22 protein-coding genes are annotated in these 22,925 nt (G+C 71.9%); 15 read left to right on the plus strand and 7 right to left on the minus strand.

Annotated elements, in window-relative coordinates:
- Position 1: 1 nt before the first annotated feature.
- Genes AB0O15_RS38830 through AB0O15_RS38845 form a run of 4 tightly spaced genes read left to right on the plus strand, consistent with a single transcriptional unit; the run spans position 2 to position 5,332 of the window.
- Positions 2-2,632 carry a LuxR family transcriptional regulator gene (locus AB0O15_RS38830; protein WP_364329944.1) on the plus strand — a complete coding sequence of 877 codons (2,631 nt, stop codon included), beginning with the start codon at positions 2-4 and terminating at the stop codon, positions 2,630-2,632.
- A gap of 39 nt (positions 2,633-2,671) precedes the next feature.
- Positions 2,672-3,466, plus strand: coding sequence for an alpha/beta hydrolase (locus tag AB0O15_RS38835; RefSeq protein WP_364329946.1), 795 nt, complete (start codon positions 2,672-2,674; stop codon positions 3,464-3,466).
- A 2-nt stretch (positions 3,467-3,468) separates the two neighbouring features.
- Complete coding sequence (locus AB0O15_RS38840) at positions 3,469-4,257, plus strand: oxidoreductase (RefSeq protein WP_364329948.1); 789 nt, start codon at positions 3,469-3,471, stop codon at positions 4,255-4,257.
- Between the two features lie 19 nt (positions 4,258-4,276).
- Entirely contained in the window at positions 4,277-5,332 is a 1,056-nt protein-coding gene (locus AB0O15_RS38845) for a hypothetical protein (protein ID WP_364329950.1), read from the plus strand.
- Here the strand turns inward: AB0O15_RS38845 and AB0O15_RS38850 are convergent.
- Complete coding sequence (locus tag AB0O15_RS38850; protein ID WP_364329952.1) at positions 5,304-6,410, minus strand: NAD(P)/FAD-dependent oxidoreductase; 1,107 nt, start codon at positions 6,408-6,410, stop codon at positions 5,304-5,306. The genes AB0O15_RS38845 and AB0O15_RS38850 overlap by 29 nt on opposite strands.
- Positions 6,411-6,506: 96 nt before the next feature.
- On the opposite strand from AB0O15_RS38850, the gene AB0O15_RS38855 reads away from it, so the two are divergent.
- Positions 6,507-7,031, plus strand: coding sequence for a peptidase inhibitor family I36 protein (locus AB0O15_RS38855; protein WP_364329954.1), 525 nt, complete (start codon positions 6,507-6,509; stop codon positions 7,029-7,031).
- A 6-nt stretch (positions 7,032-7,037) separates the two neighbouring features.
- Here AB0O15_RS38855 and AB0O15_RS38860 read toward each other — a convergent pair whose 3' ends face one another.
- Positions 7,038-8,237, minus strand: coding sequence for an FAD-binding protein (locus AB0O15_RS38860; RefSeq protein WP_364329957.1), 1,200 nt, complete (start codon positions 8,235-8,237; stop codon positions 7,038-7,040).
- A gap of 2 nt (positions 8,238-8,239) precedes the next feature.
- Entirely contained in the window at positions 8,240-9,124 is an 885-nt protein-coding gene (locus tag AB0O15_RS38865; RefSeq protein ID WP_364329959.1) for an SDR family oxidoreductase, read from the minus strand.
- Between the two features lie 53 nt (positions 9,125-9,177).
- Between AB0O15_RS38865 and AB0O15_RS38870 the strand changes: the two genes are divergently transcribed.
- Complete coding sequence (locus AB0O15_RS38870; RefSeq protein ID WP_364329962.1) at positions 9,178-9,771, plus strand: helix-turn-helix domain-containing protein; 594 nt, start codon at positions 9,178-9,180, stop codon at positions 9,769-9,771.
- A 62-nt stretch (positions 9,772-9,833) separates the two neighbouring features.
- On the opposite strand, the gene AB0O15_RS38875 is transcribed toward AB0O15_RS38870, so the two are convergent.
- Positions 9,834-10,409, minus strand: a complete 576-nt coding sequence (locus AB0O15_RS38875; RefSeq protein ID WP_364329965.1) for a helix-turn-helix domain-containing protein — start codon at positions 10,407-10,409, stop codon at positions 9,834-9,836.
- A gap of 205 nt (positions 10,410-10,614) precedes the next feature.
- Between AB0O15_RS38875 and AB0O15_RS38880 the strand changes: the two genes are divergently transcribed.
- Both AB0O15_RS38880 and AB0O15_RS38885 read left to right on the plus strand, forming a co-directional pair.
- Positions 10,615-12,816 carry an MMPL family transporter gene (locus AB0O15_RS38880; RefSeq protein ID WP_364329968.1) on the plus strand — a complete coding sequence of 734 codons (2,202 nt, stop codon included), beginning with the start codon at positions 10,615-10,617 and terminating at the stop codon, positions 12,814-12,816.
- Positions 12,813-13,676 carry a 2-dehydropantoate 2-reductase N-terminal domain-containing protein gene (locus AB0O15_RS38885; protein WP_364329971.1) on the plus strand — a complete coding sequence of 288 codons (864 nt, stop codon included), beginning with the start codon at positions 12,813-12,815 and terminating at the stop codon, positions 13,674-13,676. Before AB0O15_RS38880 ends, AB0O15_RS38885 begins: the two co-directional genes overlap by 4 nt.
- Positions 13,677-13,709: 33 nt before the next feature.
- Here the strand turns inward: AB0O15_RS38885 and AB0O15_RS38890 are convergent, their stop codons facing one another.
- The gene (locus tag AB0O15_RS38890) at positions 13,710-14,123 is read right to left on the minus strand and encodes a MerR family transcriptional regulator (RefSeq protein ID WP_364329974.1); all 414 of its coding nucleotides are present in this window, start codon (positions 14,121-14,123) and stop codon (positions 13,710-13,712) included.
- 261 nt (positions 14,124-14,384) lie between these two features.
- Between AB0O15_RS38890 and AB0O15_RS38895 the strand changes: the two genes are divergently transcribed.
- From AB0O15_RS38895 to AB0O15_RS38905, 3 genes are all read left to right on the plus strand, one after another.
- Positions 14,385-14,882 carry a methyltransferase domain-containing protein gene (locus tag AB0O15_RS38895; protein ID WP_364329977.1) on the plus strand — a complete coding sequence of 166 codons (498 nt, stop codon included), beginning with the start codon at positions 14,385-14,387 and terminating at the stop codon, positions 14,880-14,882.
- Positions 14,883-14,928: 46 nt separating this feature from the next.
- Complete coding sequence (locus tag AB0O15_RS38900) at positions 14,929-15,528, plus strand: nitroreductase family protein (protein WP_364329979.1); 600 nt, start codon at positions 14,929-14,931, stop codon at positions 15,526-15,528.
- Positions 15,529-15,743: 215 nt separating this feature from the next.
- Complete coding sequence (locus AB0O15_RS38905; protein WP_364329982.1) at positions 15,744-16,730, plus strand: LLM class flavin-dependent oxidoreductase; 987 nt, start codon at positions 15,744-15,746, stop codon at positions 16,728-16,730.
- A gap of 39 nt (positions 16,731-16,769) precedes the next feature.
- Here AB0O15_RS38905 and AB0O15_RS38910 read toward each other — a convergent pair whose 3' ends face one another.
- Positions 16,770-17,366 carry an NAD(P)H-binding protein gene (locus AB0O15_RS38910; protein WP_364329985.1) on the minus strand — a complete coding sequence of 199 codons (597 nt, stop codon included), beginning with the start codon at positions 17,364-17,366 and terminating at the stop codon, positions 16,770-16,772.
- A 343-nt stretch (positions 17,367-17,709) separates the two neighbouring features.
- Between AB0O15_RS38910 and AB0O15_RS38915 the strand changes: the two genes are divergently transcribed.
- From AB0O15_RS38915 to AB0O15_RS38930, 4 genes are all read left to right on the plus strand, one after another.
- On the plus strand, positions 17,710-17,991 hold the full coding sequence (locus AB0O15_RS38915) for a M55 family metallopeptidase (protein WP_364330131.1): 282 nt from the start codon (positions 17,710-17,712) through the stop codon (positions 17,989-17,991).
- A 147-nt stretch (positions 17,992-18,138) separates the two neighbouring features.
- Positions 18,139-19,872 carry a hypothetical protein gene (locus AB0O15_RS38920; RefSeq protein ID WP_364329988.1) on the plus strand — a complete coding sequence of 578 codons (1,734 nt, stop codon included), beginning with the start codon at positions 18,139-18,141 and terminating at the stop codon, positions 19,870-19,872.
- A gap of 116 nt (positions 19,873-19,988) precedes the next feature.
- Positions 19,989-21,950, plus strand: a complete 1,962-nt coding sequence (locus tag AB0O15_RS38925) for a GGDEF domain-containing protein (protein WP_364329991.1) — start codon at positions 19,989-19,991, stop codon at positions 21,948-21,950.
- 66 nt (positions 21,951-22,016) lie between these two features.
- Positions 22,017-22,316 carry a hypothetical protein gene (locus AB0O15_RS38930; RefSeq protein WP_364329994.1) on the plus strand — a complete coding sequence of 100 codons (300 nt, stop codon included), beginning with the start codon at positions 22,017-22,019 and terminating at the stop codon, positions 22,314-22,316.
- Here AB0O15_RS38930 and AB0O15_RS38935 read toward each other — a convergent pair.
- The gene (locus AB0O15_RS38935; protein WP_364329997.1) at positions 22,302-22,916 is read right to left on the minus strand and encodes a YdeI/OmpD-associated family protein; all 615 of its coding nucleotides are present in this window, start codon (positions 22,914-22,916) and stop codon (positions 22,302-22,304) included. The genes AB0O15_RS38930 and AB0O15_RS38935 overlap by 15 nt on opposite strands.
- Positions 22,917-22,925 lie beyond the last annotated feature (9 nt).

The following is a 22,925-nucleotide window of genomic DNA, read 5'->3' on the forward strand; positions in this document are numbered from 1 at the left end:
CATGGAGCTGTTCGGGCGCGACGACGAGCTCCGCGTCCTCGAGGCCGGCCGGACGACCGTCGTGCGCGGCGAGGCCGGGATCGGCAAGTCGGCGCTGCTGTCCGAGGTGGCCCGGCGGGCCGGGGCCCGGCCGGCGCTCATCCTCACGACGACCGGGGTGCAGAGCGAGGCGCAGATCGCGTTCGCCGGCCTCTACCAGCTCCTGCGGCCCATCCTCGACCAGGCCGACCGCCTGCCGCCGCCGCAACGCGAGGCCGTGCTGGCCGCGTTCGGCCGCAGCGGCCCGGCCGCGCCGCAACTGTTCCTGATCGCCCTGGCGACGCTGAGCCTGCTGGGCGAGGCGGCCACCCAGGCGCCGGTCCTGCTGCTGGTCGAGGACGCGCAATGGCTCGACCGGGAGAGCGCGGAGGTGCTGGTCTTCGTGGCGCGGCGGCTCGACTTCGAGCCCATCGTGCTGCTGGCGGCGGTGCGCGACGGGTTCGACGGGCCGTTCGCCGGCAGCGGGCTGCCCGAGCTGGCGCTGCCCCGGCTGGAGCGCGCCCAGGCTGAGCTGGTGGTCGACGCGCGGGCGCCGGGGCTGCGGCCCGAGGTGCGCGAGCGGGTGCTCCGGGAGGCGGCGGGCAACCCGCTGGCGCTGGTCGAGCTGCCCACCATCGTGGACGCCTCCTCGGCCGTGCTGCCCCTGACCGCGCGGCTGGAGCACGCGTTCGCGGCCCGGGTGACCGAGTTGCCGCCGGTCACCCAGACCATGCTGCTGGTCGCCGCGCTCAACGACGGCGACGCCCTGGCCGAGACGCTGGCCGGGTCCGGGGGCGCCGTCGGCGACCTGGAACCCGCCATCGCGGCGAGGCTGGTCGAGGTCGACGCCGATCGCCTGCGTTTCCCGCACCCGCTGATGCGCTCGGCCATCCGCCAGCGGGCCACCCTCGGCCGCCGGCACGCCGCCCACGCCGCGCTGGCCGAGGTGGTGACCGACGACGACCGCCGGGTCTGGCACCGGGCCGCGTCCACCTCCGGTCCGGACGCGGCGGTCGCCGCCGAGCTGGAGGCGGCGGCGGTCCGGGCCCAGCGCCGGGGTGGCGTCGCCGCCGGCGCGGCCGCGATGGAGCGGTCGGCCGAGCTGACCCGCGACCCCGTCGTACGCGGCGAGCGCCTGCTCCGCGCGGCCGAACTCGCCTTCGAGCTGGGCCGCAGCGACGGGGTGGCCCGCCTGCTGGCCGAGGCCGAGCGGGCCGGCCTGTCCGAGCGGCAGCGCTGGCGGACGGCGTGGATCCGGGACAGCTTCGACGACGGTGTGCTCGGCCGGGCCCAGGCCGCGTGGTCGCTGGCGCAGGTCGCCGAGCGGGCCGCGGCCGACGACCCCGATCTCGCCCTGAACCTGCTGTACGGAGCGGCGCTGCGGTGCTGGTGGACCGAGCCGGGCGTGGAGGCCCGGCAGAGTGTGGTGGCCGCCGCCTCGCACGTGCCGGTGGACGAGAACGACCCCCGGCTGCTGATGGTGCTGGCCTTCGCCTCGCCGATCGAGCACGGCGGGGTCGTCCTGGAACGGCTCCGGCGCAACCGGGTGGCCGGCGACGGGCGTGCGGCCCGGATGCTGGGCAACGCCGCCCACGCGATCGGCGCCTTCGACCTGGCCGCCGGGTTCTTCGCCGGTTCGCTGGCCGGCCTGCGGGCCGAGGGCCGGCTCGCGTTGCTGGCCCGGGCCCTCACGCTGCAGGCGCGCAGCTGCGCCTACCTGGTCGACCTGGGCGTGGCGATGCCGGCCGCGGACGAGGCGTACCGGCTGGCCCGGGACACCTCGCAGCCGCTCATCGCCGCCACCGCGCGGACCGCGCAGGCGATGCTGGCCGCGGTGCGGGGCGAACAGGACGACGCCCACCGGCACGCGGCCGAGGCCGAGAAGGCCGCGCTGCCGGGCGACGCGCGTGCCGTGCTGGCCGCCGTGCAGCACGCCCGCGGCGCGGCGGCGCTGGCCGACGGCCGCCACGAAGACGCGCTGACCGAGTTGCGGCGTATGTTCGACCCGGCCGATCCCGCGTACCACCCGGCGATCCGGGGTCACGCCGTCGGCGACCTGGCCGAGGCGGCGGTGCGCAGCGGGCAGCCCGACGCGGTCCGGGGCGTGGTGGCCGAGATGACGGCGGTCGGGCGGCGTACGCCGTCGCCGGTGCTGCACATCGGCCTGCGGTACGCGCACGCCCTGCTGGCCGATGACCGGGCGGCGCAACCGTTGTACGAGGCGGCCACCGACGCCTGGCCCTTCCCGCGGGCGCGGGCCCAGCTCGGGTACGGCGAATGGTTGCGCCGCCGGCGGCGGGCGGCCGAGTCACGGGCCCACCTGCGGGCCGCCCGCGACACGTTCGACGCGCTGGGCCTGCCGCCGTGGGGCGACCGCGCGCGGGCCGAGCTGCGCGCGTCCGGCGAGACCAGCCGCGGCCGGGTCCCCGACGCCCGCGACCGGCTCACCCCGCAGGAGCTCCAGATCGCCCAGATGGCGGCGGGCGGGCTGACCAACCGCGAGATCGGCCAGCGGCTCTACCTTTCACATCGGACGATCAGCTCCCATCTGCACCGGATCTTCCCCAAACTCGGCATCACCTCGCGGGCCGAGCTGCGCGATACCGTCACATGACGTAAGCGAAGCGCCGGCGCCGCCACGTACGTTCCGTCCATGGCGAACAAGCATGTGCTCTTCATCCACGGACTCTGGCTGTCCTCCACCTCCTGGGCGAGCTGGCAGACCCACTTCCAGGCGGCCGGGTACGACACCTCGGCGCCGGGCTGGCCGGGCGAACCGGACACCGTCGAGGCGGCCCGGGCCAACCCGGACAGCCTCGCCGACCACGGCATCGACGACGTGGTCGCCCACTACACGGCCATCATCAACCGGCTCGACGCCAAGCCCATCCTGGTCGGGCACTCGTTCGGCGGCATGGTCGCCCAGAAGCTGCTCGGCCAGGACCTCGCCGCGGCCGCCGTCGCGATCGACGCCGCGCAGATCAAGGGCGTGCTGCCGGTGCCGCTGTCCTCGCTGCGGGCCACCTTCCCGGTGTTCAAGAACCCGGCCAACCGGCACAAGGCGGTGTCGCTGACCGCCGAGCAGTTCCGGTACGCGTTCGGCAACGCGATCACCGAGCAGGAGTCCGCCGAGCTGTTCGAGCGCTGGGCGATCCCGGCGCCGGGCAAGCCGCTCTTCGAGGCCGCCGCGGCCAACTTCGACCCGCACTCGCCGGCCAAGGTCGACACCGCCAACGAGCTGCGCGGCCCGCTGCTGCTGATGATGGGCGGCCGCGACCACACCGTGCCCGAGTCGGTCACCCGGGCCACGCTCAAGCAGTACCGGCACTCCGACGCCGTCACCGACATCGTGGAGTTCCCCGACCGGGCCCACTCGCTGACCATCGACAACGGCTGGCGCGAGGTCGCCGACGCCACCCTGTCGTGGCTCGAGAAGCACTCCCTCTGACCATGGACCTGCGTCTGAGCGGAAAGACCGCGGTCGTGACCGGCGCCAGCAAGGGCATCGGCCTGGCCATCACCCGGGCCCTGGCCGGCGAGGGCGTCACCGTCGTGGCCGGGGCGCGCACCGCCACCACCGAACTGTCCGACCTCGCCGCCCGCGCCGCCGTCCACCCGGTGGCGGTCGACCTGGCCACCCCCGGCGGTCCGGCCCGGCTCATCGAGACCGCCGTGGCCGAACACGGTGGTTTCGACATCCTGGTCAACAACGTCGGCGCCGTCGTGCCCCGCACCGGCGGGTTCCTGTCGGTCACCGACGACGACTGGGCCACGACCTTGACGATCAACTTCCTGGCCGCCGTACGCACCACCCGCGCCGCCCTGCCGCACCTGATCGACCGCGGCGCCGGCGCGATCGTCACCGTCAACTCGGTCAACGCCCGCCTGCCCGACCCGCTGGTCATCGACTACAGCGCGGCCAAGGCCGCCCTGGCCAGCTTCAGCAAGTCGCTGTCCAAGGAGGTGGCGCCGCACGGCATCCGGGTCACCACGGTCAGCCCCGGACCGGTCGCCACCGCCCTGTGGCTCGGTCCCGGAGGCGTCGCGGCCACCGTCGCCCAGGCCTCCGGGGCCAACCCCGAGGGCGTGGCCCGGGGCGCCGCCGCCGAGTCGGCCACCGGCCGGTTCACCGAGCCGGAGGAGGTCGCCGACCTGGTCCTGCTGCTGGCCAGCGACCGGGCCGCCAACATCACCGGCGCCGACATCGCCATCGACGGCGGTCTCATCACGACACTCTGAGACGGTTAGCGTTGAGGTCATGAATCCGAGGGTCTGGGCGGCCGTCGCCGTCGTCATGTTCCCCGCCGCGGCGGCTGGCTGCGGCGAAGCCGCGCCGAAGTCGACCACAGTGGACGCGAATTACGCCGTCTACCGCACCGACGCCGACCGCGGCGACGCCCACGACCTCGAGACCCTGCACGAGCTGAAGCACAGCACCGCCTCCATCCGCATCACCGGCCCGCGGTACGGCCTGAGCTTCGAATACGTCTTCGTCACGCCGGCGCTGACCGGCGCCCAGGCCAGCTTTCTCGACCTTTCCGACGACTACGACGTCGGGGTGACCGCCGGGCCGGGCCGGGAGCTGGTCATCGCGTACGCCGAGGACGGCGCCCTCACACGCGAGATCGTGCGCGAGGGCGCCGACCCGACCGTGGCGCTGAAGGCCGGCGACGTGGACATCCCGGTCAAGGGCCTGCCCGTCCTCACCGAGGCCGGGGGCCTGCTCATCGCCAGCATCCCGGCCGGCAGCGAGCCCCTGCTGGCGGCGACCGAACTGGGTAAGACCCAGACGCTGAGCCTGCGCACCGGCGACCGTGGCGGCTACAGCCCGGCCGCCTACTACCCCCTGAAGAGCGGCAACGCGACGCTGTTCACCCCCGGCACCGGCCTGGCGAGCACGGTGACCGCCTACAACGCGCAGTTCGACATCGACGCGAGGCTCGGCGCGTACAGCTTCCAGCGCGGGTGGGCCGCCCCGGGCCACGCCTGGCTCCTGCTGACCGTCCAGCACCAGGGCCGATCCGAGCCCCGGGACACCACCGCCTGGCGGCTCGAACTGGATCTCGGCCGGCACCTCACCGTGAAGGGCGCGGGCCTGGCCGCGCACCCGCTCAGCACCAAGATCGAGGTCCTCGAGATCGCCCAGGGTGGCTTCAACGCGTCCATCGACGTGCCCGAGCCGGCCGGCCTCAAGGACGTCACGTTCACCCTCACCTCGGGCGGCACGCTGGTCACCGAGGCCGGGAAGCGCCCGCGGACGCGATCCATCACCGACAGCTCCGACGTCACCCTGACGCTGGCGGTCGAGCGGTAGAACGCCCTCCGGGTTCGGCGAAGACCGCGCCGGTGTCCTTGAGCAGCCGGGCGATGGCGCCGGCCGCCTCGCGACCGGCGCGGTTGGCGCCGATGGTCGACTGGGACGGGCCGAAGCCGATCAGGTGGACGCGGGGCTCGCCGGCGACCTGGGTGCCGATCAGCCGGATGCCGCCCCGGTCGTTGCGCAGGCCCAAGGGGTCGAGATGGCTGAGGGCGGCCTTGAAGCCGGTGGCCCAGAGGATGGCGTTCACCGAGGTGAAGGAGCCGTCCTCCTCGCGTACCCCAAAAGGTTTGATGGCCGTGAACATCGGGCGGCGTTCCAGGGCGCCGCGCTTCTTGGCGGCCAGCGCGTAGGGCGTCCAGAGCAGGCCGGTGTAGGAGACGACGCTGCCGGTCGGGCGGCCCTCCTCGACGTCCGCGGTGACCTTGGCGATGACCTCGCGGCCGGTGATCTCGGGCTCGAACGCGCCGTCCCGGAAGACCGGCTCGCGGCGGGTGTACCAGAACGTGGTCGCCACCCGGGAGATCTCCTCGAGCTGCTGGATCGCCGAGATCCCGCCGCCGACCACGGCCACCCGCATCCCGGCGAACTGCTCGGCCGACACGTAGTCGTGCGTGTGCGGCTGGAGCCCGGCAAAGGTCTCCTGCCCCGGATAGTGCGGCCGGACCGGGTTGGTCCAGGTGCCGGTAGCGTTGATCACCGCCTGGACGGTCCACCGACCGGCGCTGGTCTCGACCAGGAATTCGCGGCCGGCCCGGCGCACCGCGGTGACCCGCACCGGGCGCCGGATCGACAGACCGGTGGCCCGTTCGAAGCCGGCGAAGTATTCCGGCACGGCGGTGCGGCTCGGTTCCGCCGGGTCGATCGGCGGCTTGGGGAACCCCGGCAGGTCGAAGATGCCGTTCACGGTGGCCATCCGCAGCGACTCCCACCGGTGCTGCCAGGCGCCACCCGGCCCACGCTCGGCGTCGAACACCACGTGATCGATCCCGCGCCGCTGAAGGTGATAGGCCGCCGACAGGCCGGACTGCCCGCCCCCGATGACCGTCGCCGTGGCTTGATTCGCGGTGATCACCGGACAAGCGTACGGCGGTGAAGGCGGAATGAAGGCGCCGCGTGCTCCGATGGCCCCCTACGCGACGCGCCCGCGCCGCCCGGAAGGGAAGACAACATGATCGTCACGCGCGACCCATCGCGAATCCGGCGCACTGCGGCCGTGCTGGCCCTGGCCGCCGCCCTCGGCATGGCGCTGCTGGCCGGCAGCCCGCCCGCCCGGGCGACCACCGCCGAGGCGCCACACCTGATCACCACGATCAGCGGCGCCCAGATCTGGCACAGCACCGAGAGCTACAGCTACAAGTGCCCGGTCGACCGGATCTGCGTCTGGACCGGGACCAACTTCACCGGGTACGGCATCTTCTATCCCCGCGCCGACATCCTGTGCCACGGCTGGCGGTTCGAAGGCAGCGTCTGGCAGGACCACACGTACTCCATCTGGAACCGCACGACCGGCTGGATCACGATCTGGGACCGGGCGCACGACGGCTCGTACCGTTACTCGAAGTACGGCTACCTCCCCAACAACTACATCTGGGGCAGCACGCCGTTCAGCTACATCATGGACGGCTGGGTGTACGACGAGAACAACACGTGCACCACGCCGACCTTCGTCTACCACATCACCTGGCAACCGTGACCGCTGTCAGTGGGTGAACAGGCTCGAGGGGTCGTGGACGGCGTTGAGCCGGCGTAGCCGGTCCGTGTTGGTCAGGTAGTAGGCCTCGGTGTTCAGCTGGGGCTCGGGGAAGTTGGGATAGGCGCCGCCGGTGCCGTGGAGATGGGTGAGCTGGTAGGAGTCGTCCAGCCAACTGCTGGGTTGCTGGTCGGCCCGTACGGTGGCGGTCTGTTTGAGCAGGAATCGGGCGTCGCGGTGAGGGAAGGCCGTCGCGTCGGCCGGCAGCCGGTTGTAGGCGCCTCCCCACGGGGTGAAGTCCAGTTCTCGTTCTTCGCCGGGTGTCCGGTCGGTGATGAGTCGTTCGAGCAGCTCGGCGGCGGGAAGCGTGGACCGGAAGAACTCGGAGCGCAGGTAGGCGAAACGGGTACCGCCGTCGTCCGGTGTGGCCAGCCACCTCTTCACCACCTGCACGGTGTCGTGGTGCCGTTCGTCAGCGCTGGGCCGTTGCCCGAGGCGGCGGCGCAGCAGGTCGACCGCGGCGCCGTCGGCTGCGGCACCGAAGACGGCGACGCGGGGTGCGAGCCTCGGGTCTGCCGGAGCGGTGATGGTGAGGCTGGGCGCGGTCGTCTCGTCGAGCTCGGGTAGCGAGTGCTGCCAGGCGTCGAGGAGGTCGGCCGCGCCATCGGCGGGACAGCTCCACCGGAAGGCGGTGCGGGTGGGCGCGGCCACGGTCGCGAAGGTGAGGGAGGTGACCACGCCGGGGGCGCCTCCTCCGCGCATGGCCCACAGCAGGTCGTCGTCAGCCTCGACCGTCCGGCCGTCGGCCCGGACCAGTGTTGCCGCCAGAAGGCTGTCGCAGGTCAGTCCGTGACGGCGGCCGAGGATACCGAGCCCGCCGCCGAGCGTGAGCCCGGTGATGCCCACGGTGGGCCCGCACCCGGCCGGGATGGTCCGGCCGTGGGCGCCGAGCCGGTCGTAGACCTCGGCGAGGCGCGTGCCGGCGCCGATGACGGCGCGGCTGCCGTCGAGCCGCACCCCGGCCATCGGGCTGGTATCGATCACGACGCCGGTCGTGGTGGATCGTCCGGCGAAGCAGTGGCCGCCACCCCGTACGGCCACGGGCAGGCGCCGCCGCCGCGCCGTGGCGAGGGCCGCGGCGACGTCGGCCGTCGTGGCGCAGGGCAGCACCGCGGCCGGCCGGATGTGGGCGAAGCGGGCGAGAACCACGGCTACGCCGGGACCGCGCTGCCGATGTGCCGAGCCCAGTTCGGTTGGCGCCCGTCGACGTCGTGCAGGCCGTAGTGCTCGGCGAGGTCCCAGGAAGTGAGGACCTGACCCGCTCGTTCGGCGATGTGCGGATCGGCGGCGAGCGCGCTGATCGCGCGTCCGATGTAGCGAGGCGTCTCGGAGGCCAGGAAGTGGGGGTCGCGGTCGCCGCCGTCGCGCCAGTTGTCCTCGGTGACGCCGAAGTGGTCGAGCATCGCCTCGGACCGCAGGAAGCCCGGAGTGACGGCCAGCGCGGTGATCCCGTGTTCGCGCAGTTCCTCCGCCTGGGCCAGGGCCAGGCGGTTGACGGCGGTCTTGGTGAGGTCATAGGCGAGGTTGCCGCGGTACTCGCGACCCAGCCCGTCGGTCACCTCGATGATCAGGCCGGTGCGGCGCCGCATCATCAGCGGGACGGCGTGCTGGCTGGTGATGAGATGGGTCAGCACCGCGCGTTCCCACATGGCGCGGAACGCGGCCAGGTCCAGCTGCCAGAACGGCGTGCCCCATTCGGTCAGCGGATCTCCACCCCAGATGTCGTTGACCAGGACGTCGAGCCGGTCCTGCTCGTCCTCGACCCGCCGGATGAGCGCCGCCACCTGCCGCACGTCGCTGTGGTCGCAGCGCACGGCAATGCTGTGGCCACCGGCCGCGGTGACCAGGTCGGCGGTCTCCTCGATCGTTTCGGGCCGGTCCATGTCCGACCGCCCGGCCCGCGAACTGCGACCGGTGACGTAAACCCGCGCGCCCGCGGCGCCGAGTTCCACGGCGATGCCCCGTCCCGCTCCGCGAGTGGCCCCCGCCACCAGGGCGATCTTGTCCGTCAATGGCTTGGTCAGCGACGTCTGCATGACGTTAGTGAATCACGATTTACTAACTGCTGCGACCCGCTAGTGTGCAACCCATGGCTCGACCGCGGACCGTCTCGGATGCCGCCATCCTCGCCGCCGCTGCCCACGCCGTCGGTCAGGCCGGACCCGCGAACGCGACTCTTGCGCAGATCGGCGATCGCGTGGGGCTGACCGCCGCCGCCCTGCTGCGTCGCTTCGGCTCGAAGGATGGACTGCTGCTGGCGCTCGCCGGCGACGCCGTCGCGACCGTGCCGGCCCGCCTGGCCGCCGCGCGGTCGGCCGAACGCCCGATGACGGCGCTGATCGAGACCCTGGTGGCGATGGCCGGCACCGTCCGGAACGCGGCCGAGTTCGCCAACCATCTGGCGTTTCTGCTCATGGACCTGTCGAATCCGGAGTTTCAGCAGATCACTCGCCAGTACGCCGCCGCCGTGGAGACGGCGATCGGCGCGGTGCTCCAAGCCGCGACCGACGTCGGCGAGCTGAACCCCGCCCGCGTCGAGGAGGGAACAGCGGAGACGATCCATGCCACCTACAACGGCGCCATGATCACGTGGGGAATGGCCGGCCACGACGGCAGTCCCGCGGAGCACGTCCGACGGCACCTGCTGCGCGTCACCCGTCCCCTGCTCGACTCGCCGCCCTGAGGGTTCCGTGCCGTGCGGCTCACATTGCGGCGCCGGCCGCCGCCTGTCGGCGGCCGCCGGGGTCAGCGGAGGCAGCGCGGGGCACGCAGCCCGAGGATGCGCCGGCCGGCTCCGACCAGGTGCTCGCGCAGCAGGTCGTCGTCGAGTTCGAGCGCTCTCATGCCCATCCCGCAGGCGATCCCGGAGACGGTGAGATCGGCCTTGATCCACCCGCCCACGCCGGGATCGACGTCGGCGAGCAGTTGGAGCAGACGTTCGCCCAGGGCACTCATGTCCGCGTGCGAGCGCAGGATCTCGATCGCACCGGGATCGCCGACCAGCACGGGGACCAGAACGCGGTTGCGGATCACGATGTCGATGAAGCCGGTGAGCATGCGCTCAGCGCGGGCCCGCCGGGTCCGTTGCGTCTCGGCCGCCCCAATGGCCGCCCGCAACTCCCCGGCCAGCGGCTCGACCACCGCGGTGAGCAGTTCCTCGCGGGTGCGGAAATGGTGGTGCACGGCCGACTTCGTGACGCCCACCTCGTCGGCGATCATCTGCAGCGACGTGCCGGCGAAGCTGTGCCGGGCGAACAGGCGGATCGCGGCGTCGACGAAACGGTGCCGGCTGTCCGGCGCCCGGACCGCGGTCACGGACATGCGTCCTCCTTGCTGAACCCGGTGGTGCCCTCGCGAACCCGGTGATGCCACGAAGCCTAACTGGCCGATCGTTCAGGAGACAACTGCACGATCGTAAAGCTCATAACTGTACGATCGTAAAGTGAGCTACTTCACGATCGTGCAGCATTCGACTGCACGATCGGCTAGCTTCCGGAGCACACCAACTTTCCGGAGGAGACCCGAGATGGCTTCGTTCCTGTACCGGCTGGGCCGGTTCGCGTTCCGCCGGCGATGGCTGGTCACCGGGCTGTGGCTGGCCGTCCTGGCGGCCGCCCTGACCGGCGCCGTGGCGCTGTCCGGCCCGACGTCCGGGGCGCTCCGCATTCCCGGGACACCGTCGCAGGAGGCGATCGACCTGCTGCGGGAACGGTTCCCGCAGGCCTCAGCCGGCGGCGCCACCGCACGGGTGGTGTTCGCCGCACCGGCCGGGCAGCGCCTCACCGACGCGCCCGCGAAAGCGGCCGTCGAACAGGTCGTCGACGAGTTGCGACGGGCCCCCCAGGTGGTCTCCGTGACCGACCCGTTCTCCTCCGGAGCGGTGAACCCGGCCGGCGTCATCGGTTTCGCGCAGGCGACCTACCGCGTGGCCGCGCAGGATCTGACCGACGGCGACCGGGACGCGCTCATCGGCATCGCCGAGCGGGCCCGCGGGACGGGCCTGACCGTCGAGGTCGGCGGTGACGCGCTGCAGCCGCCGAACGAGCAGGGCCTCGGCGAGGTGATCGGTGTCGCGGTGGCCGCCATGGTCATGGTGATCACGTTCGGGTCGCTGGTGGCGGCCGGCCTGCCTCTGCTGACCGCGCTGCTCGGCATCGGCGTCGGCGTCGGCGCGGTCACCGCCGCCACGGGCTTCGTCGACCTGTCCTCGACCACGCCGATCCTCGCGCTGATGCTCGGCCTCGCGGTCGCGATCGACTACGCCCTGTTCATCGTCTCCCGCTATCGCCAGGAGCTCGGCGACGGCCGCGACCCCCTGGACGCCGTCGGCCGGGCGGTCGGCACCGCCGGCTCGGCGGTCGTGTTCGCCGGGCTGACCGTCGTGATCGCGCTGGCCGCGCTCTCCGTCGTCGGCGTGCCGCTCCTGACCCAGATGGGCCTGGCCGCCGCGTTCACCGTGGCGGTCGCCGTGGTCATCGCCTTGACGCTGCTGCCCGCGATGCTCGGCTTCGCCGGACGCCGGGTCCTCGGTCGACGCTCCCGGAGCCGGCCCGCCGGCGAGCCCGCAGCCGGCCGAACCACCACCTCAGGCACCCGATGGGCCCGCCGGATCGCCCGCCGGCCGGTCGTCGCGCTCATGGTCGCCGTGGCCGCGCTCGGCATCGTCGCCGTCCCGGCGCTGGACCTGCGCCTGGCCATGCCGGACGACGGCACCGCCGCACCGGACACCACCCAGCGCAAGGCCTATGACCTGCTGGCGGCCGGCTTCGGGGCCGGTTTCAACGGGCCGCTGACCGTCGTGGTCGACACCCCGGCCGGCGCCGCGAAGACCTCCGCCGCGCAGGTGGCGCGGAGAATCACCGGCCTGCCCGGTGTCGCCGCCGCGGCCGTCAGCGCCGTCAACCCCGCCGGGGACACCGCCCTGCTCACCGTCGTCCCGGCCGGGGGACCCGGCGACTCCACCACCCGCGACCTGGTGCAGGCCGTCCGGCGACTGGACGGCACCATCGCCGGTGCGAGCATCGGCGTCACCGGGCTGACCGCCATCAACATCGATGTCTCCACCAAGCTCGGCGACACGCTCATCCCGTACCTGGCGATTGTCGTCGGTCTGGCATTTTTGCTGCTCATGCTGGTGTTCCGGTCGGTGCTGGTGCCGATCAAGGCCACGCTCGGGTTCCTGCTCAGCGTCGCCGCCACCTTCGGCGCCGTCGTGGCGGTCTTCCAGTGGGGCTGGGCGGCCGGCCTGCTCGGCGTGGAACGGACCGGGCCGATCATCAGCTTCCTGCCCGTCATCCTGATCGGCATCGTGTTCGGCCTGGCCATGGACTACCAGGTCTTCCTGGTCACCCGGATGCGCGAGGACCACGTACGAGGCGCCGCACCCCGCGAGGCCGTGATCACCGGCTTCGGCCACGGCGCCCGGGTGGTCACCGCCGCCGCGATCATCATGGTCAGCGTCTTCGCCGGATTCATCCTCGCGCCCGACCCGGTCATCAAGTCGATCGGCTTCGCGCTCGCCGTGGCCGTGCTCTTCGACGCGTTCGTCGTCCGGATGACGATCGTGCCGGCCGTGATGACGCTGCTCGGCCGGGCCGCCTGGTGGCTGCCCGGCCGGCTGAACCGGCTCCTGCCCGACCTCGATGTCGACGGCGAGAAACTACGCCATCGGCTCGACGACGTGCCCCTCGAACCGGTCGTGGGCATCCCCGAGCGGACGCCGGCATGAGGCTGCTCGTATACGGCGCCGGGGTCCTCGGCAGCCTGCTCGCGGCCCGCATGCACGAGGCCGGGCACGACGTCGCGCTCCTCGCCCGGGGCGAGCGCCTGGCCGCCCTGCGCCGGCACGGCATTCAGCTCGCCGAGGGCGACAGCCCGGTCGTCCGGCAAGTGCCGGTGCCGGTGGTCGAGGACCCGGCCGACGGGTACGACCTGATCGCCGTCGTGGTCCGCGCCCATCAGGTGGACCCCGTCCTGGAATCGGTCGCCGGCCTCGACAGCGACGTGTTGTTCCTGCACGCGTGGGCGGCCGGCGCCGAGCCGCTGGGCGCGGTGATCGGCCACGAGCGGGTGCTGCTCGGCTTCCCCACCGGCGGCGGCACGATGGACGGGGACGTGGTCCGCCACCGTACGCCCAGCTTCGTGACCCGCCGCGTCCCGATGCCGATCGGCGAACCCGGCGGGCGCGACAGCCCTCGACTCGAGCGGATCGTGCGGACGTTCCGCACCGCCGGGATCAACGCCAGGGCCGAGCCGCGGATGGACGCCTGGCTCAAGACGCACGCCGCATTCGCGGTGCCCCTCGGGCAGGCGGCGGCCGCGGCGGGCGGCCCGGCGGCGCTCGCCGGCGATCCGGACGCGGTCCGCGGCATGATCCGCCGCATGCGGCAGAACCTGGCCGCCCTGCCGACGCCGCCGGTCCCGCGCGGTTTCGCCGCGGTGCGCACCCTGCCGGACGGAGTGCTCGTGCCCGTCATCCGGCGGTTCCTGCGAAGCCCGACGGCCACACAGAGCGGGCTCAGCAACACGTCACCCGCGACGGAAGCGGCCGAACTCGAACGGCTGGCCGACCAGATGCGCGCCCAGTAGGCGATCCCTGGTCTCACCGCACAGGGGCCTGCGTCAATGGGCTCGGGAATGGCTTTCCTTCACGGTGAGCCCGCCTTGGAGTCGTTCGATGATCGACCAGAAGCGAGGACACTGCATGGGTTCCGCGGCGGGACACCGTTTGCCGTGTTCCAGAGCGGTACGGGCCGTCTCGATGCGGTCCTGCTGCTCGGCCAGGTCGGCCAGCTTGCGATCGATGATGTGATGCTGGCTCGGCCGGTCACCGGCGAGGAAGTCACCGATGTCGGCCAACGAGAGGCCGACCTCGCGGAGGAAGACGATCACGCCGACGGCCCTGACCGCCGAGGCGGCATAACGCCGCCGACCGGCCGCCGCGCGGGAGTCGGGTTTCACCAATCCGAGCTCGTCGTAGTACCGCAGCGTCGTGGCGGGCACGCCGGTCTGCCGCGACAGGTCCCCGATCGACAAGGGAGCCGGTGTCGCAGGGGAAGCCTGGGTGCGCTCCGGACTGGGCATTGACTTCGAGCGTACTCGAAGTGATGTTCTCGGCCGATGGACATCAAGCCTCGGCCTATGGACATCAAGCGGAGATCACTGGACCGCCTTCTGCTGTGGTGGTCGTCCCATGGCGGCCTGGCCCAGTTTCATCAACCGAGCGGGCTGGCGGGACAGGCCGCCGGCTGGATCATGGGCCGGCGCCCGTCCAACGTGGCACGCAACCGGTGGGCGGTGGGACTGCTCGACATCCAGCCGGCGGATCGCGTCATCGAGGTGGGCTGCGGTCCCGGGGTGGCTGTGGCTGCCCTGGCAACCCGGGCCACCCGTGGACGAATCGTCGGCGTCGACCATTCCGCGGTCATGATCCGTCAAGCTCGTCGCCGCAACCGCGCCGCGGTGAGAGCCGGTCGGGTACGGCTGGTTCACGCGTCGGTCCAGAACCTGCCGGTCGGCGACGGGCCGTTCGATGCCGCGCTCGCGGTCAACACGGTCGGGATGTGGCCCGAACCCACTGCCCGGATCCGGGAGATAGGCCGGATGCTGAGGCCAGGCGGACGTTTCGCCGTGCTGTCGCAACCCCGCTGTCCCGGCGCCACCGCGGCCACCTCGGCAACAGCCGCGGAAACGCTGGCCGAGACGCTCACCGACGCCGGATTCGAGCGCCTGCGCATCGAGATGCTCGATCTCGACCCGCCGGCGGCGTGCGTCATCGGGTACACGCCGCTCTGATCCTCACCGCCCCACTCCGTGCACCGCCCCCACGTAGGGAGACCCCATGGATTTCACCGACCTCCTGCGCCAGAGGCGGATGACCCGCCAATACCGCCAGGACCCGGTTCCCGCCGACGTTGTCCGACGCATCGTCGGAGTCGTGCACCGCGCCCCGAGCGCGGGATTCAGTCAGGGGCACCGCATCGTCGTGATCACCGATCCGGCTCGGCGCGCCCGGCTCGCCGCCATCGCGGAACCCTGGTACCTGCGGCACGGCCACCAGTCCTGGATCTCTCAGGCACCGGTGCACCTGGCCCTCGGCATCCGCGAAGGCGCCTACCACGACCGCTACCAGGAACCCGACAAGATCCAGGACGACGGCGCCGAGATCCCCTGGCCGGTCCCGTTCTGGTGGTTCGACGCCGGCGCGCTGCTCGTCCTGCTCCAACTTGCCGCCGCGAACGAAGGACTCGCCAGCGGCTTCTACAGCCCGGCCGCACCCGACGAACTGGGCGCCTTGGCCGAGGTGGCCGAACTCCCCGACGGCACCATGCTCACCGGCGTCATGACCCTCGGCCACAAGTCCGACGACTCGGCCGCCCGGACGAGCCGGCTGTCGTCACGTCGGAAACCCCTCGACGAACTGGTCACCTGGCTCGATTGACCATTCGTGGCTGCCGCCTGCCGTGGTGCAGCCAAGCTGGTGATGACGCCTTTCCTGCGCACTGCAACGAAGGTCGTCCAGGGGTGAGGCGTGAGGGTTGACACACTTGAGCGCAGCCTGTGACTATGCGCTTAGTAAGCGCTCGCTCGGCGAATGTCGGCCTGCCGCGTGCTGCGGAGCTGAGGCGCCCACCTGTTACAGATGAGGGACTGACCATGAAGGTGTCGTGTGCGTTCCCGACAGCTCTGGACTCGCCCGACATGATCGCGGTGGCAGAGACGCTCGGCTACGAGCGGGCGTGGGTCTATGACACCCCGCAACAAAGCCCGGACGTGTGGATGACACTGGCCCTGGCCGCGGTCCGGACGGAGCGCATTGGCCTCGGCCCGGGTGTCCTGGTCCCCAGCCTGCGGCACCCGATGGTCAACGCCGCCGCCACGGCGACGCTGTGTGCCCTCGCTCCGGGCCGGGTCGCGGTGGCGTTCGGCACCGGGTTCACCGGCCGCCGGGCGATGGGCTACGGGGCGGTCACCTGGTCGTTCATGGACTCCTACATCCGTGCCTACCAAGGCCTCCTGCGCGGTGAGGTGGTCGAGTGGGAAGGAGCCAGCATGCAGATGCTGCACCCTGACGGGCACGCCCCACACCGTCCGGTGCAGGTCCCGGTGATCGTCGGCGCACTGGGCCCGAAGGGCAACAAGGTGGCCAACGAGCTCGGCGACGGACTGTTCACCACCTTGCTGCTGCCGGAGTTCGCACACGACTACCCCTGGTCGGCCTACCTGGCCTGGGGCACCGTCCTGGACGACGACGAGAGCGACGACTCCGAGCACGCTCGTGCTGCCGGCGGCCCGGGATGGGCACTGTCGTTGCACGGCGCCTTCGAGTTCGGCGGGCCGGACGCCGTCCGCGCGCTTCCGGGCGGTGAGCAGTGGATGGACGTGGTGGAGCGAGCACCGGCCGCCGAGCGTCACCTTGCCGTCCACGCCCAGCACTGTGTCGGCCTCAACGAGGCCGACCAGGCCGCCTGGAACGCCGGCGGCAACGTCACGCTGCGCGACGTCACTCTCACCGGGACCCGGGCGCAAATGCGCGAGAAGCTCGACAAGATCAGCTCGCAGGGGATCACGGAGATCGTCTTCCAGCCGTGCGGTCCTGACAGAGAGCGGGAGCTCGAGCGTTTCCTCGAGGTCGCGCGTTGAACCCGTCCACAAGCGACCGGACCACGCACGGGCCCGGGTTCACCGGCCCAGCGTCCGGATGTGCTTGTTCTCGATGACCTCGGTGGTTTCGGTGGGCTTGTCCAGAGCAACCCGGATCATCGCCTGGGCCAGCACGTCGACCCCGACCGACAGCGGCCCGTAGAGCGCGCGGACCAAGGCATTCGTCCCCCGCGGAAGCACCTTCGCCGGGCGGAAGCAGAACACCTCCATGCCTGGCCGCCGCGCCGCGAACTCGCGCAGCGCGATCTCGGCCCGTCCCTTCACGCTCTCCGGCTTGGTGCCCCAACCACTGACGTAGCAGAATCGAAAATCGCCGGGCGGCAACGCGTCGACGAACGCCATCGGGTAATCGACGGTCAATCGATGATGGAGGGCCTTGTCGCCGCCCGGAGCGAAGCGGCTGCCCAGTGCCCAGATGCAGGCATCGTGACCAGCCAACCGGTCGACCACCTCGGTGCCGTACACGTCGAAGTCGCCCAACACGAGCGACTCGACCTTGTCCGAGTCGACCGGCGCCGGACGCCGCACCAAACACGTCACCCTGCTCACGTCGGGCCGGTCGACCAGCTGTCGAAGGGTTTCTGACCCGATAAATCCGGTCGCCCCGGTGAGCAACACCCGCATCGTCAGCACTTCCGTATCGTCTGGGTCCAACCTGGACCTTGGTGAAGGTCACTGTACGAAGCCGACGACGGCCTTCGGCGCTGCCACGCGGTAGGACGGGGGCGATGGCTGCGATGGTGACGCGGCGGTGGTGTCGACGACCGTTGCACCCTGGACGACATCTGGATCTTCACCGACTTCTGGCGCCGTCTCGGCATCACCTACCCCGACGGGGAGGCGCCGACCCGAGCGGTGCGGCTGCCTGAACCGGGCCACGGCGCGCTCCCGGCCGGCGGCTTCTCGCCGTGACCCGGCATGATGATGCGCCGGCTCATGATGCCGGCCGCGGACCGCCCTGGGCTTCCAGGCCGCCGCGGTCACCCATCCCGATCAGGCCTGCGACGACATCGAGGCCGCGGTGCCGCCGGCGCTGACCGGCCGCGGCGCCGTCCAACCGTTTGGTTTCACCGGTGCGGTCGAGCTCCAGGTCGACGTGCTACGGCCCGACATGACCGACCACGCCCTGCTGGTGCCGGGAATCGAACGCCTGGACGGATGCACTCTGCGTTACGCGGCTCCCGACTTTCCGGCGGCCCATCGGATGATCGAGCTCATCGCCGTTCTCGGCGCGCTGTGACCACGCCGGGGCATCGCGTCGAGTAGCCGCTCCCGGTCGACCGGTCGGCGGAGCTCAGCGAACGCTACCGACTAGTTGGTAACAAGGTGGCCGCTCGGACGGACGAAAGGGCGGATATTCTCCGTAAGGCGTAGATATGCTGTGGCGGTGAAACGCCGTTCCGTTCTTGCGGCCGCGGTGGCTGGAGTGGGGATCACGGCCACCGAACCCGCCGAACCGGTGCTCAAGCCGATCAGCATGGCGATGCACATCCACGGGCCGTTCAGTGAGGGCGGCGCCAGCTTCGAGGCCCACCTTCAGCAGGCCCGGCAGCACGCCGTGGATCTGGTGTGGTGGACCGATCACGACTGGCGGATCGCCGCTCATGACCATCGGAAGGCGGTCCACTTCGACGGGCTCGTCGAGCTCGAGGCCGGCCTGGCCTGGACGTGGAAGCCGAGCATCGAGGGACTGCTGACCACGGCCGCGTCGGCGTTCGTGGACGGCCCGCACAGTCCGGACGACCCGGGCCGGGCGCTGCGGCTCACCGCGCGCGGGGCCGGCGCCACGGGCGGGATCCTGTGGCAGGTCGGCTCGGCCTGGAACACGGTTTATCACACGTGCATCGCCGACACCGTGCTCAGCCTGGACGTCCTGCCGGAGCTGGCCGGTCCGGACGCGACGCTGCTGGTGCAGATGAAGCTGTCGTACCACCCGGCCCGGGGTGGGTTACCGGCCGGCGAGTACGTGCTGCGTTACCGGATCGGCGGCGCCGTGCTCCCGGCGTACACCAGCAATGGTCTGCTCGGGGTTGTTGATCTTCCTGCCCCGGCCGGCGTCTGGACCCGGCTCACGCTGCGGCTCGCCGACGACGTCAAGCGGCTCTGGCCGGGCCTGGTGGCCGGCGACAACAGCATGCGCGGCCTGCGGGTGGGTGTCGCGGCCGGACCGGACCGGCAGGCCGGCTTCGTGGTCGACCGGCTCACCTTCCAGCGGGAGCGGCGCGCCGGTCAGGCGGGTGAAGACCTCAGGGCCGAGGTGCTTTCGGCGTACGACGAGGAGTACGCCGACGTCAAGCACTACCGCGCGTACGAGATCTCGCTGGTCCGCCACCTGAACTGGTACGGCGGAGACCAGACGCTGCCCGCCTTCCCGTCCCCGCCGGTGCGCGACGACGACCCCGCGGCGATGGGCAGGATGGTCGATTTCCTGCACGACCACGGCGGCATCGTGTGCTGGAACCATCCGATGGACGTGGCGACCCGCGAGCAGCTCGCGACCCTGATGATCGAGAAGCGGATGCTCGGCGTCGACCTGGTCGAGATCGGTCGCGACCCGCAGGAGGACCTGCTGTGGGTGTTCGACGTCGCCGCCCGCAACGCGATGTTCTTCACGGCGGTGGGCGCCAGCGACGAGCACGACGGCGAGGACTGGCTGGCCGGGCCCGAGCGCTGGCTGACGTACGCGTGGGCGCCGACCCGGCGGCGTACCGATGTCGTGCCGGCGCTGAAGAAGGGCGCGGCCTGGTTCGTCGACCCGGCCGCCTACCGGGGCTCGCTCGACCTGCGGGTGGCCGGCGGTTCCGCGATGGGCGCCGTGATCATCACCAAGGACAAGTCGGTGACGGTCGACGCGGTGGCGACGGATCTGCCCGCCGGGTCGGTCCTGGAGATCATCACCGGGGTCACCGACCTCGCCGGCCTGAAGAACCTGACGCCGGCGGTCACGGTCCAGCGGGTCTCGGCGGGCACGTCGCTCAAGGTTCGTCCCGGGGCCGGCGCCTACGTGCGTACGCAGGTGCGGCTGGCCGACAACCGCCTGATCGCGGCGTCCAACCCGGTGTGGCTGCTGCCGAAATCGCCCCCGCACGGCGTGCCCGCCGACCGCAAGCGAAAGCTTTGATCATTTACGGTACGGACCGTGCGAGATCTTGCCAGTCGGTTACCGGCGGCTGTAGCGGTATCGTCTCCTCTGTGTAGTGCCGGGTAACATCCGCCCGGGCTCGCGGAAGGGGCACGATGGTCGAAAGTGGGGTGTCCGACCCCGAGCCGTCCGGGGTCAGGCCCGTCGTGGGCGTGCTGTCGCCCTTCCTCGGTGGCTGGTACTTCGGTGGTGTGCTCGAAGGGATCGCCCAGGTCGCCGCCGACGCCGGCGCGGCCGTGGTCGCCGTGCAGACGTTGGACGCGGGCACCGATCAGCTCGAGTTGAGCGAGCCGCCCCACCCGCCTCATCCGCTGGCCTGGGACCATGCCGCCGGCTTCGTGGTGATCGTGAACGCGGCGAGCGGGAAGTACCTGCACGAGATCCAGGCCGGCGGCCGGCCGGTCGTCGTGGTCAGCCACGAATACCCCGAACTGGACTGTCCGACGGTGTTCCCGGACAACCGGGTCGGCGTGCGCGCGGCGGTCGAACACCTGATCCGGCACGGACATCGGCGGATCGCGTTCGCCGGCTTCATGGGCGCCCAGGACCAGCGTGAGCGCTGTGAGACGTACCGGCGGTCGCTGATCGCGCACGGCATCACGCCCGACCCCGACCTGATCTTCGAGGCCGACGACAACCAGAAGGCCGGCGGCGAGGGCGCGGCCCGCGCGATGCTCGCCGCCGGGCTGCCGTCGACCGCGGTGCTGGCCGGCACCGACCTCAACGCGATCGGCCTGATCGAGGTGCTGACCGCGGCCGGCTGCCGGCTCCCCGGCGACCAGGCCGTCGTCGGGTTCGACGACCTGTCCGACGCCTCGTTCACCGAGCCGCGCCTGACCACCGTGCGGCAGCCGCTGTTCCGGGTCGGTTCCACCGCGGCCGAGGTGCTGCTGTCGGCGATCGACGGCAGCGGCGGCGGGCCGGTGCGCCACGAGGTGGCGACCCACCTGGTCGTGCGGGAGTCGTGCGGCTGCCCGGCGGCCGAGTTCCCGGGCAGCGAGGCCGACGCGGTGCGCTCGCCCGACACGCTGCGGGCCGAGGGCCGGTCGCAGTACCGGGAACGCACCAAGCTCCAGCTCGCCCTGAGCAACCAGTACGACATCAGCCTCGACCTGCTGCGCAGCCACGAGGAAGATCCCCGGCAGCTCGGCTGGCTGCGGCGCACGTCGGCGCGGGCCGGCTGCCTCGGGCTGTGGACCGAGACGCCCGGCTCCGGCGATCAGCCCCTGGCCATCGTCGGCCATTTCGACCGCGCGACCCGCACCGGGCCGCTGCCGCCGGTCCGGGCCAGCGGGTTCCCTCCTCAGGCGACCCTGGACGCGGGCCGCGCCGAGCCCGGCCTGCTGACGTTCGTCGTGCCGGTGCGGGTCCGCAACCGCGACTGGGGACTGCTCGCCACGGTCGACCGGGTCGACCTGCAGGCGGCCACCGGGCGCGAGCCGATCAACCAGTGGGCCGCGCTGCTGACCGTCGCCCTCGACTACCAGGCGGTGCTGCGGACCCTCCGCGCGCAGGAGGAGCAGCTGCGCGAGAGCGCCCTCTACGACCACCTCACCGGCCTGCCGAACCGCCCGTACTTCCTGCAGCTGCTGGCCTCGGCGGTGGCGTCCGGCCCCGGCGTCGCCGTCCTGTTCGTCGACCTCGACGAGTTCAAGCTGGTCAACGACACGTACGGGCACAGCGTCGGCGACCAGATCCTGATGGAGGTCGCCGAGCGCCTGCGCACCGAGCTCGGCCGCCACGGCACGGCCGGCCGGTTCGGCGGCGACGAATTCCTGGTCCTGCTGGACGCGCTCGACGACGGCCACACTCCCGCGACGATGGCCGAGCGGCTCCAGGCGGCGCTCAACCGCCCCCACCGGCTGGCCGGGCGGCAACTCGTGGTCACCGCCAGCATCGGCCTGGCACTCGCCCACAACACGACCGCCGCCGACGCGGAGTCCCTGGTCCGCGACGCCGACACGGCCATGTACTGGGCCAAGCGCAACGGCGGCCAGGCCGTCTTCGAGCCGCGCATGCACGACGAGGTGCTGACCAGGCTGCACGACGACGCCTGAGTCCCCCTCCCCCGGTCGGCCGACCTGACGAGGGGTGGCGGCCGCTGGTGCTGGATCATGTGTGTCATGGCTGTGCTGGTGGAGATCCACTTCCCGATGACCGCTGACGACGAGTGGATCGATGACGTCGGTGACTTCATGATCGATCTGGAGGAGGAGCTCGGCATCGAGGAGTACGACGACGGCGAGGAGTTCGGTGACGCCTACATCTTCTTCATCGCGGGCGCCGGCGAGAGGACGCTGCTGGCGGCGGCGTCCCGGGTGGCGACCCGCGACGGTGTGCCCGCGGGCGCCTTCGCCATGGTGACCGACACCCAGGCTCCGCAGTTCGGCCTGGGCCGGCGGGTGCCGCTACCGGTGCGGTGACTCCCCGGCCGGCCTGGCCTTCTGCGGGTGGATCGTCTCGTGCCGGGCCAGCATCGCCACGAACTCGGCGATCTTCCGGCTGCGCGTCTCGGCCCGCTTGACGCCGTTGACCCGGCCGATCAGGGAGAAGCGGTTGGACTTGGTCAGCACGTCGAACATCGCCTGCGCCGCCGGGTCCGCGGCGATCGCGGCCAGCAGGTCGGCCGGCACCTGCGCCTCCGACGGCGGCGCATAGGCGACCGCCCACCGCCCGTCGGCCTTCGCGGCGTCCACCGCGGCGCGGCCCGCGGGCAACATCAGGCCGGCCGCCTCCAGCCGGGCCACGTTGGCGACGTTGCGCTGGGACCAGATGCTGCGGGACCGGCGCGGGGTCAACCGCCGCCAGGAACTCTCGTCGTCGCGCTTGCGGGCCTGCCCGTCGATCCAGCCGAAGCACAGCGCCTCGTCGACCGCCTGCTGCCAGGTCAGCGTGGTGACGGAGCCGCCCTTCCGGGTCAGCGCGAGCCACACGCCCGGGGAGGCGGTGTGGTTCTCCAGCAGCCACGCGCGTAGCGCCGCGCCGTCGGCCACGATCAACTCGTCCAGGTCAGTTTCCGCCACCACCGCAGG

Source organism: Actinoplanes sp. NPDC089786 (assembly GCF_040684855.1).
Classification (GTDB): domain Bacteria; phylum Actinomycetota; class Actinomycetes; order Mycobacteriales; family Micromonosporaceae; genus Actinoplanes.

Bases quoted from the DNA above. Each gene is read 5' to 3' on its own strand.
- AB0O15_RS38885 (WP_364329971.1), top strand. From the start codon at position 12,813: ATGAGGCTGCTCGTATACGGCGCCGGGGTCCTCGGCAGCCTGCTCGCG.
- AB0O15_RS38925 (WP_364329991.1), top strand. From the start codon at position 19,989: ATGGTCGAAAGTGGGGTGTCCGACCCCGAGCCGTCCGGGGTCAGGCCC.
- AB0O15_RS38930 (WP_364329994.1), top strand. From the start codon at position 22,017: ATGGCTGTGCTGGTGGAGATCCACTTCCCGATGACCGCTGACGACGAG.
- AB0O15_RS38880 (WP_364329968.1), top strand. From the start codon at position 10,615: ATGGCTTCGTTCCTGTACCGGCTGGGCCGGTTCGCGTTCCGCCGGCGA.
- AB0O15_RS38835 (WP_364329946.1), top strand. From the start codon at position 2,672: ATGGCGAACAAGCATGTGCTCTTCATCCACGGACTCTGGCTGTCCTCC.
- AB0O15_RS38855 (WP_364329954.1), top strand. From the start codon at position 6,507: ATGATCGTCACGCGCGACCCATCGCGAATCCGGCGCACTGCGGCCGTG.
- AB0O15_RS38900 (WP_364329979.1), top strand. From the start codon at position 14,929: ATGGATTTCACCGACCTCCTGCGCCAGAGGCGGATGACCCGCCAATAC.
- AB0O15_RS38830 (WP_364329944.1), top strand. From the start codon at position 2: ATGGAGCTGTTCGGGCGCGACGACGAGCTCCGCGTCCTCGAGGCCGGC.
- AB0O15_RS38875 (WP_364329965.1), bottom strand. From the start codon at position 10,409: ATGTCCGTGACCGCGGTCCGGGCGCCGGACAGCCGGCACCGTTTCGTC.
- AB0O15_RS38870 (WP_364329962.1), top strand. From the start codon at position 9,178: ATGGCTCGACCGCGGACCGTCTCGGATGCCGCCATCCTCGCCGCCGCT.
- AB0O15_RS38845 (WP_364329950.1), top strand. From the start codon at position 4,277: ATGAATCCGAGGGTCTGGGCGGCCGTCGCCGTCGTCATGTTCCCCGCC.
- AB0O15_RS38840 (WP_364329948.1), top strand. From the start codon at position 3,469: ATGGACCTGCGTCTGAGCGGAAAGACCGCGGTCGTGACCGGCGCCAGC.
- AB0O15_RS38905 (WP_364329982.1), top strand. From the start codon at position 15,744: ATGAAGGTGTCGTGTGCGTTCCCGACAGCTCTGGACTCGCCCGACATG.
- AB0O15_RS38865 (WP_364329959.1), bottom strand. From the start codon at position 9,124: ATGCAGACGTCGCTGACCAAGCCATTGACGGACAAGATCGCCCTGGTG.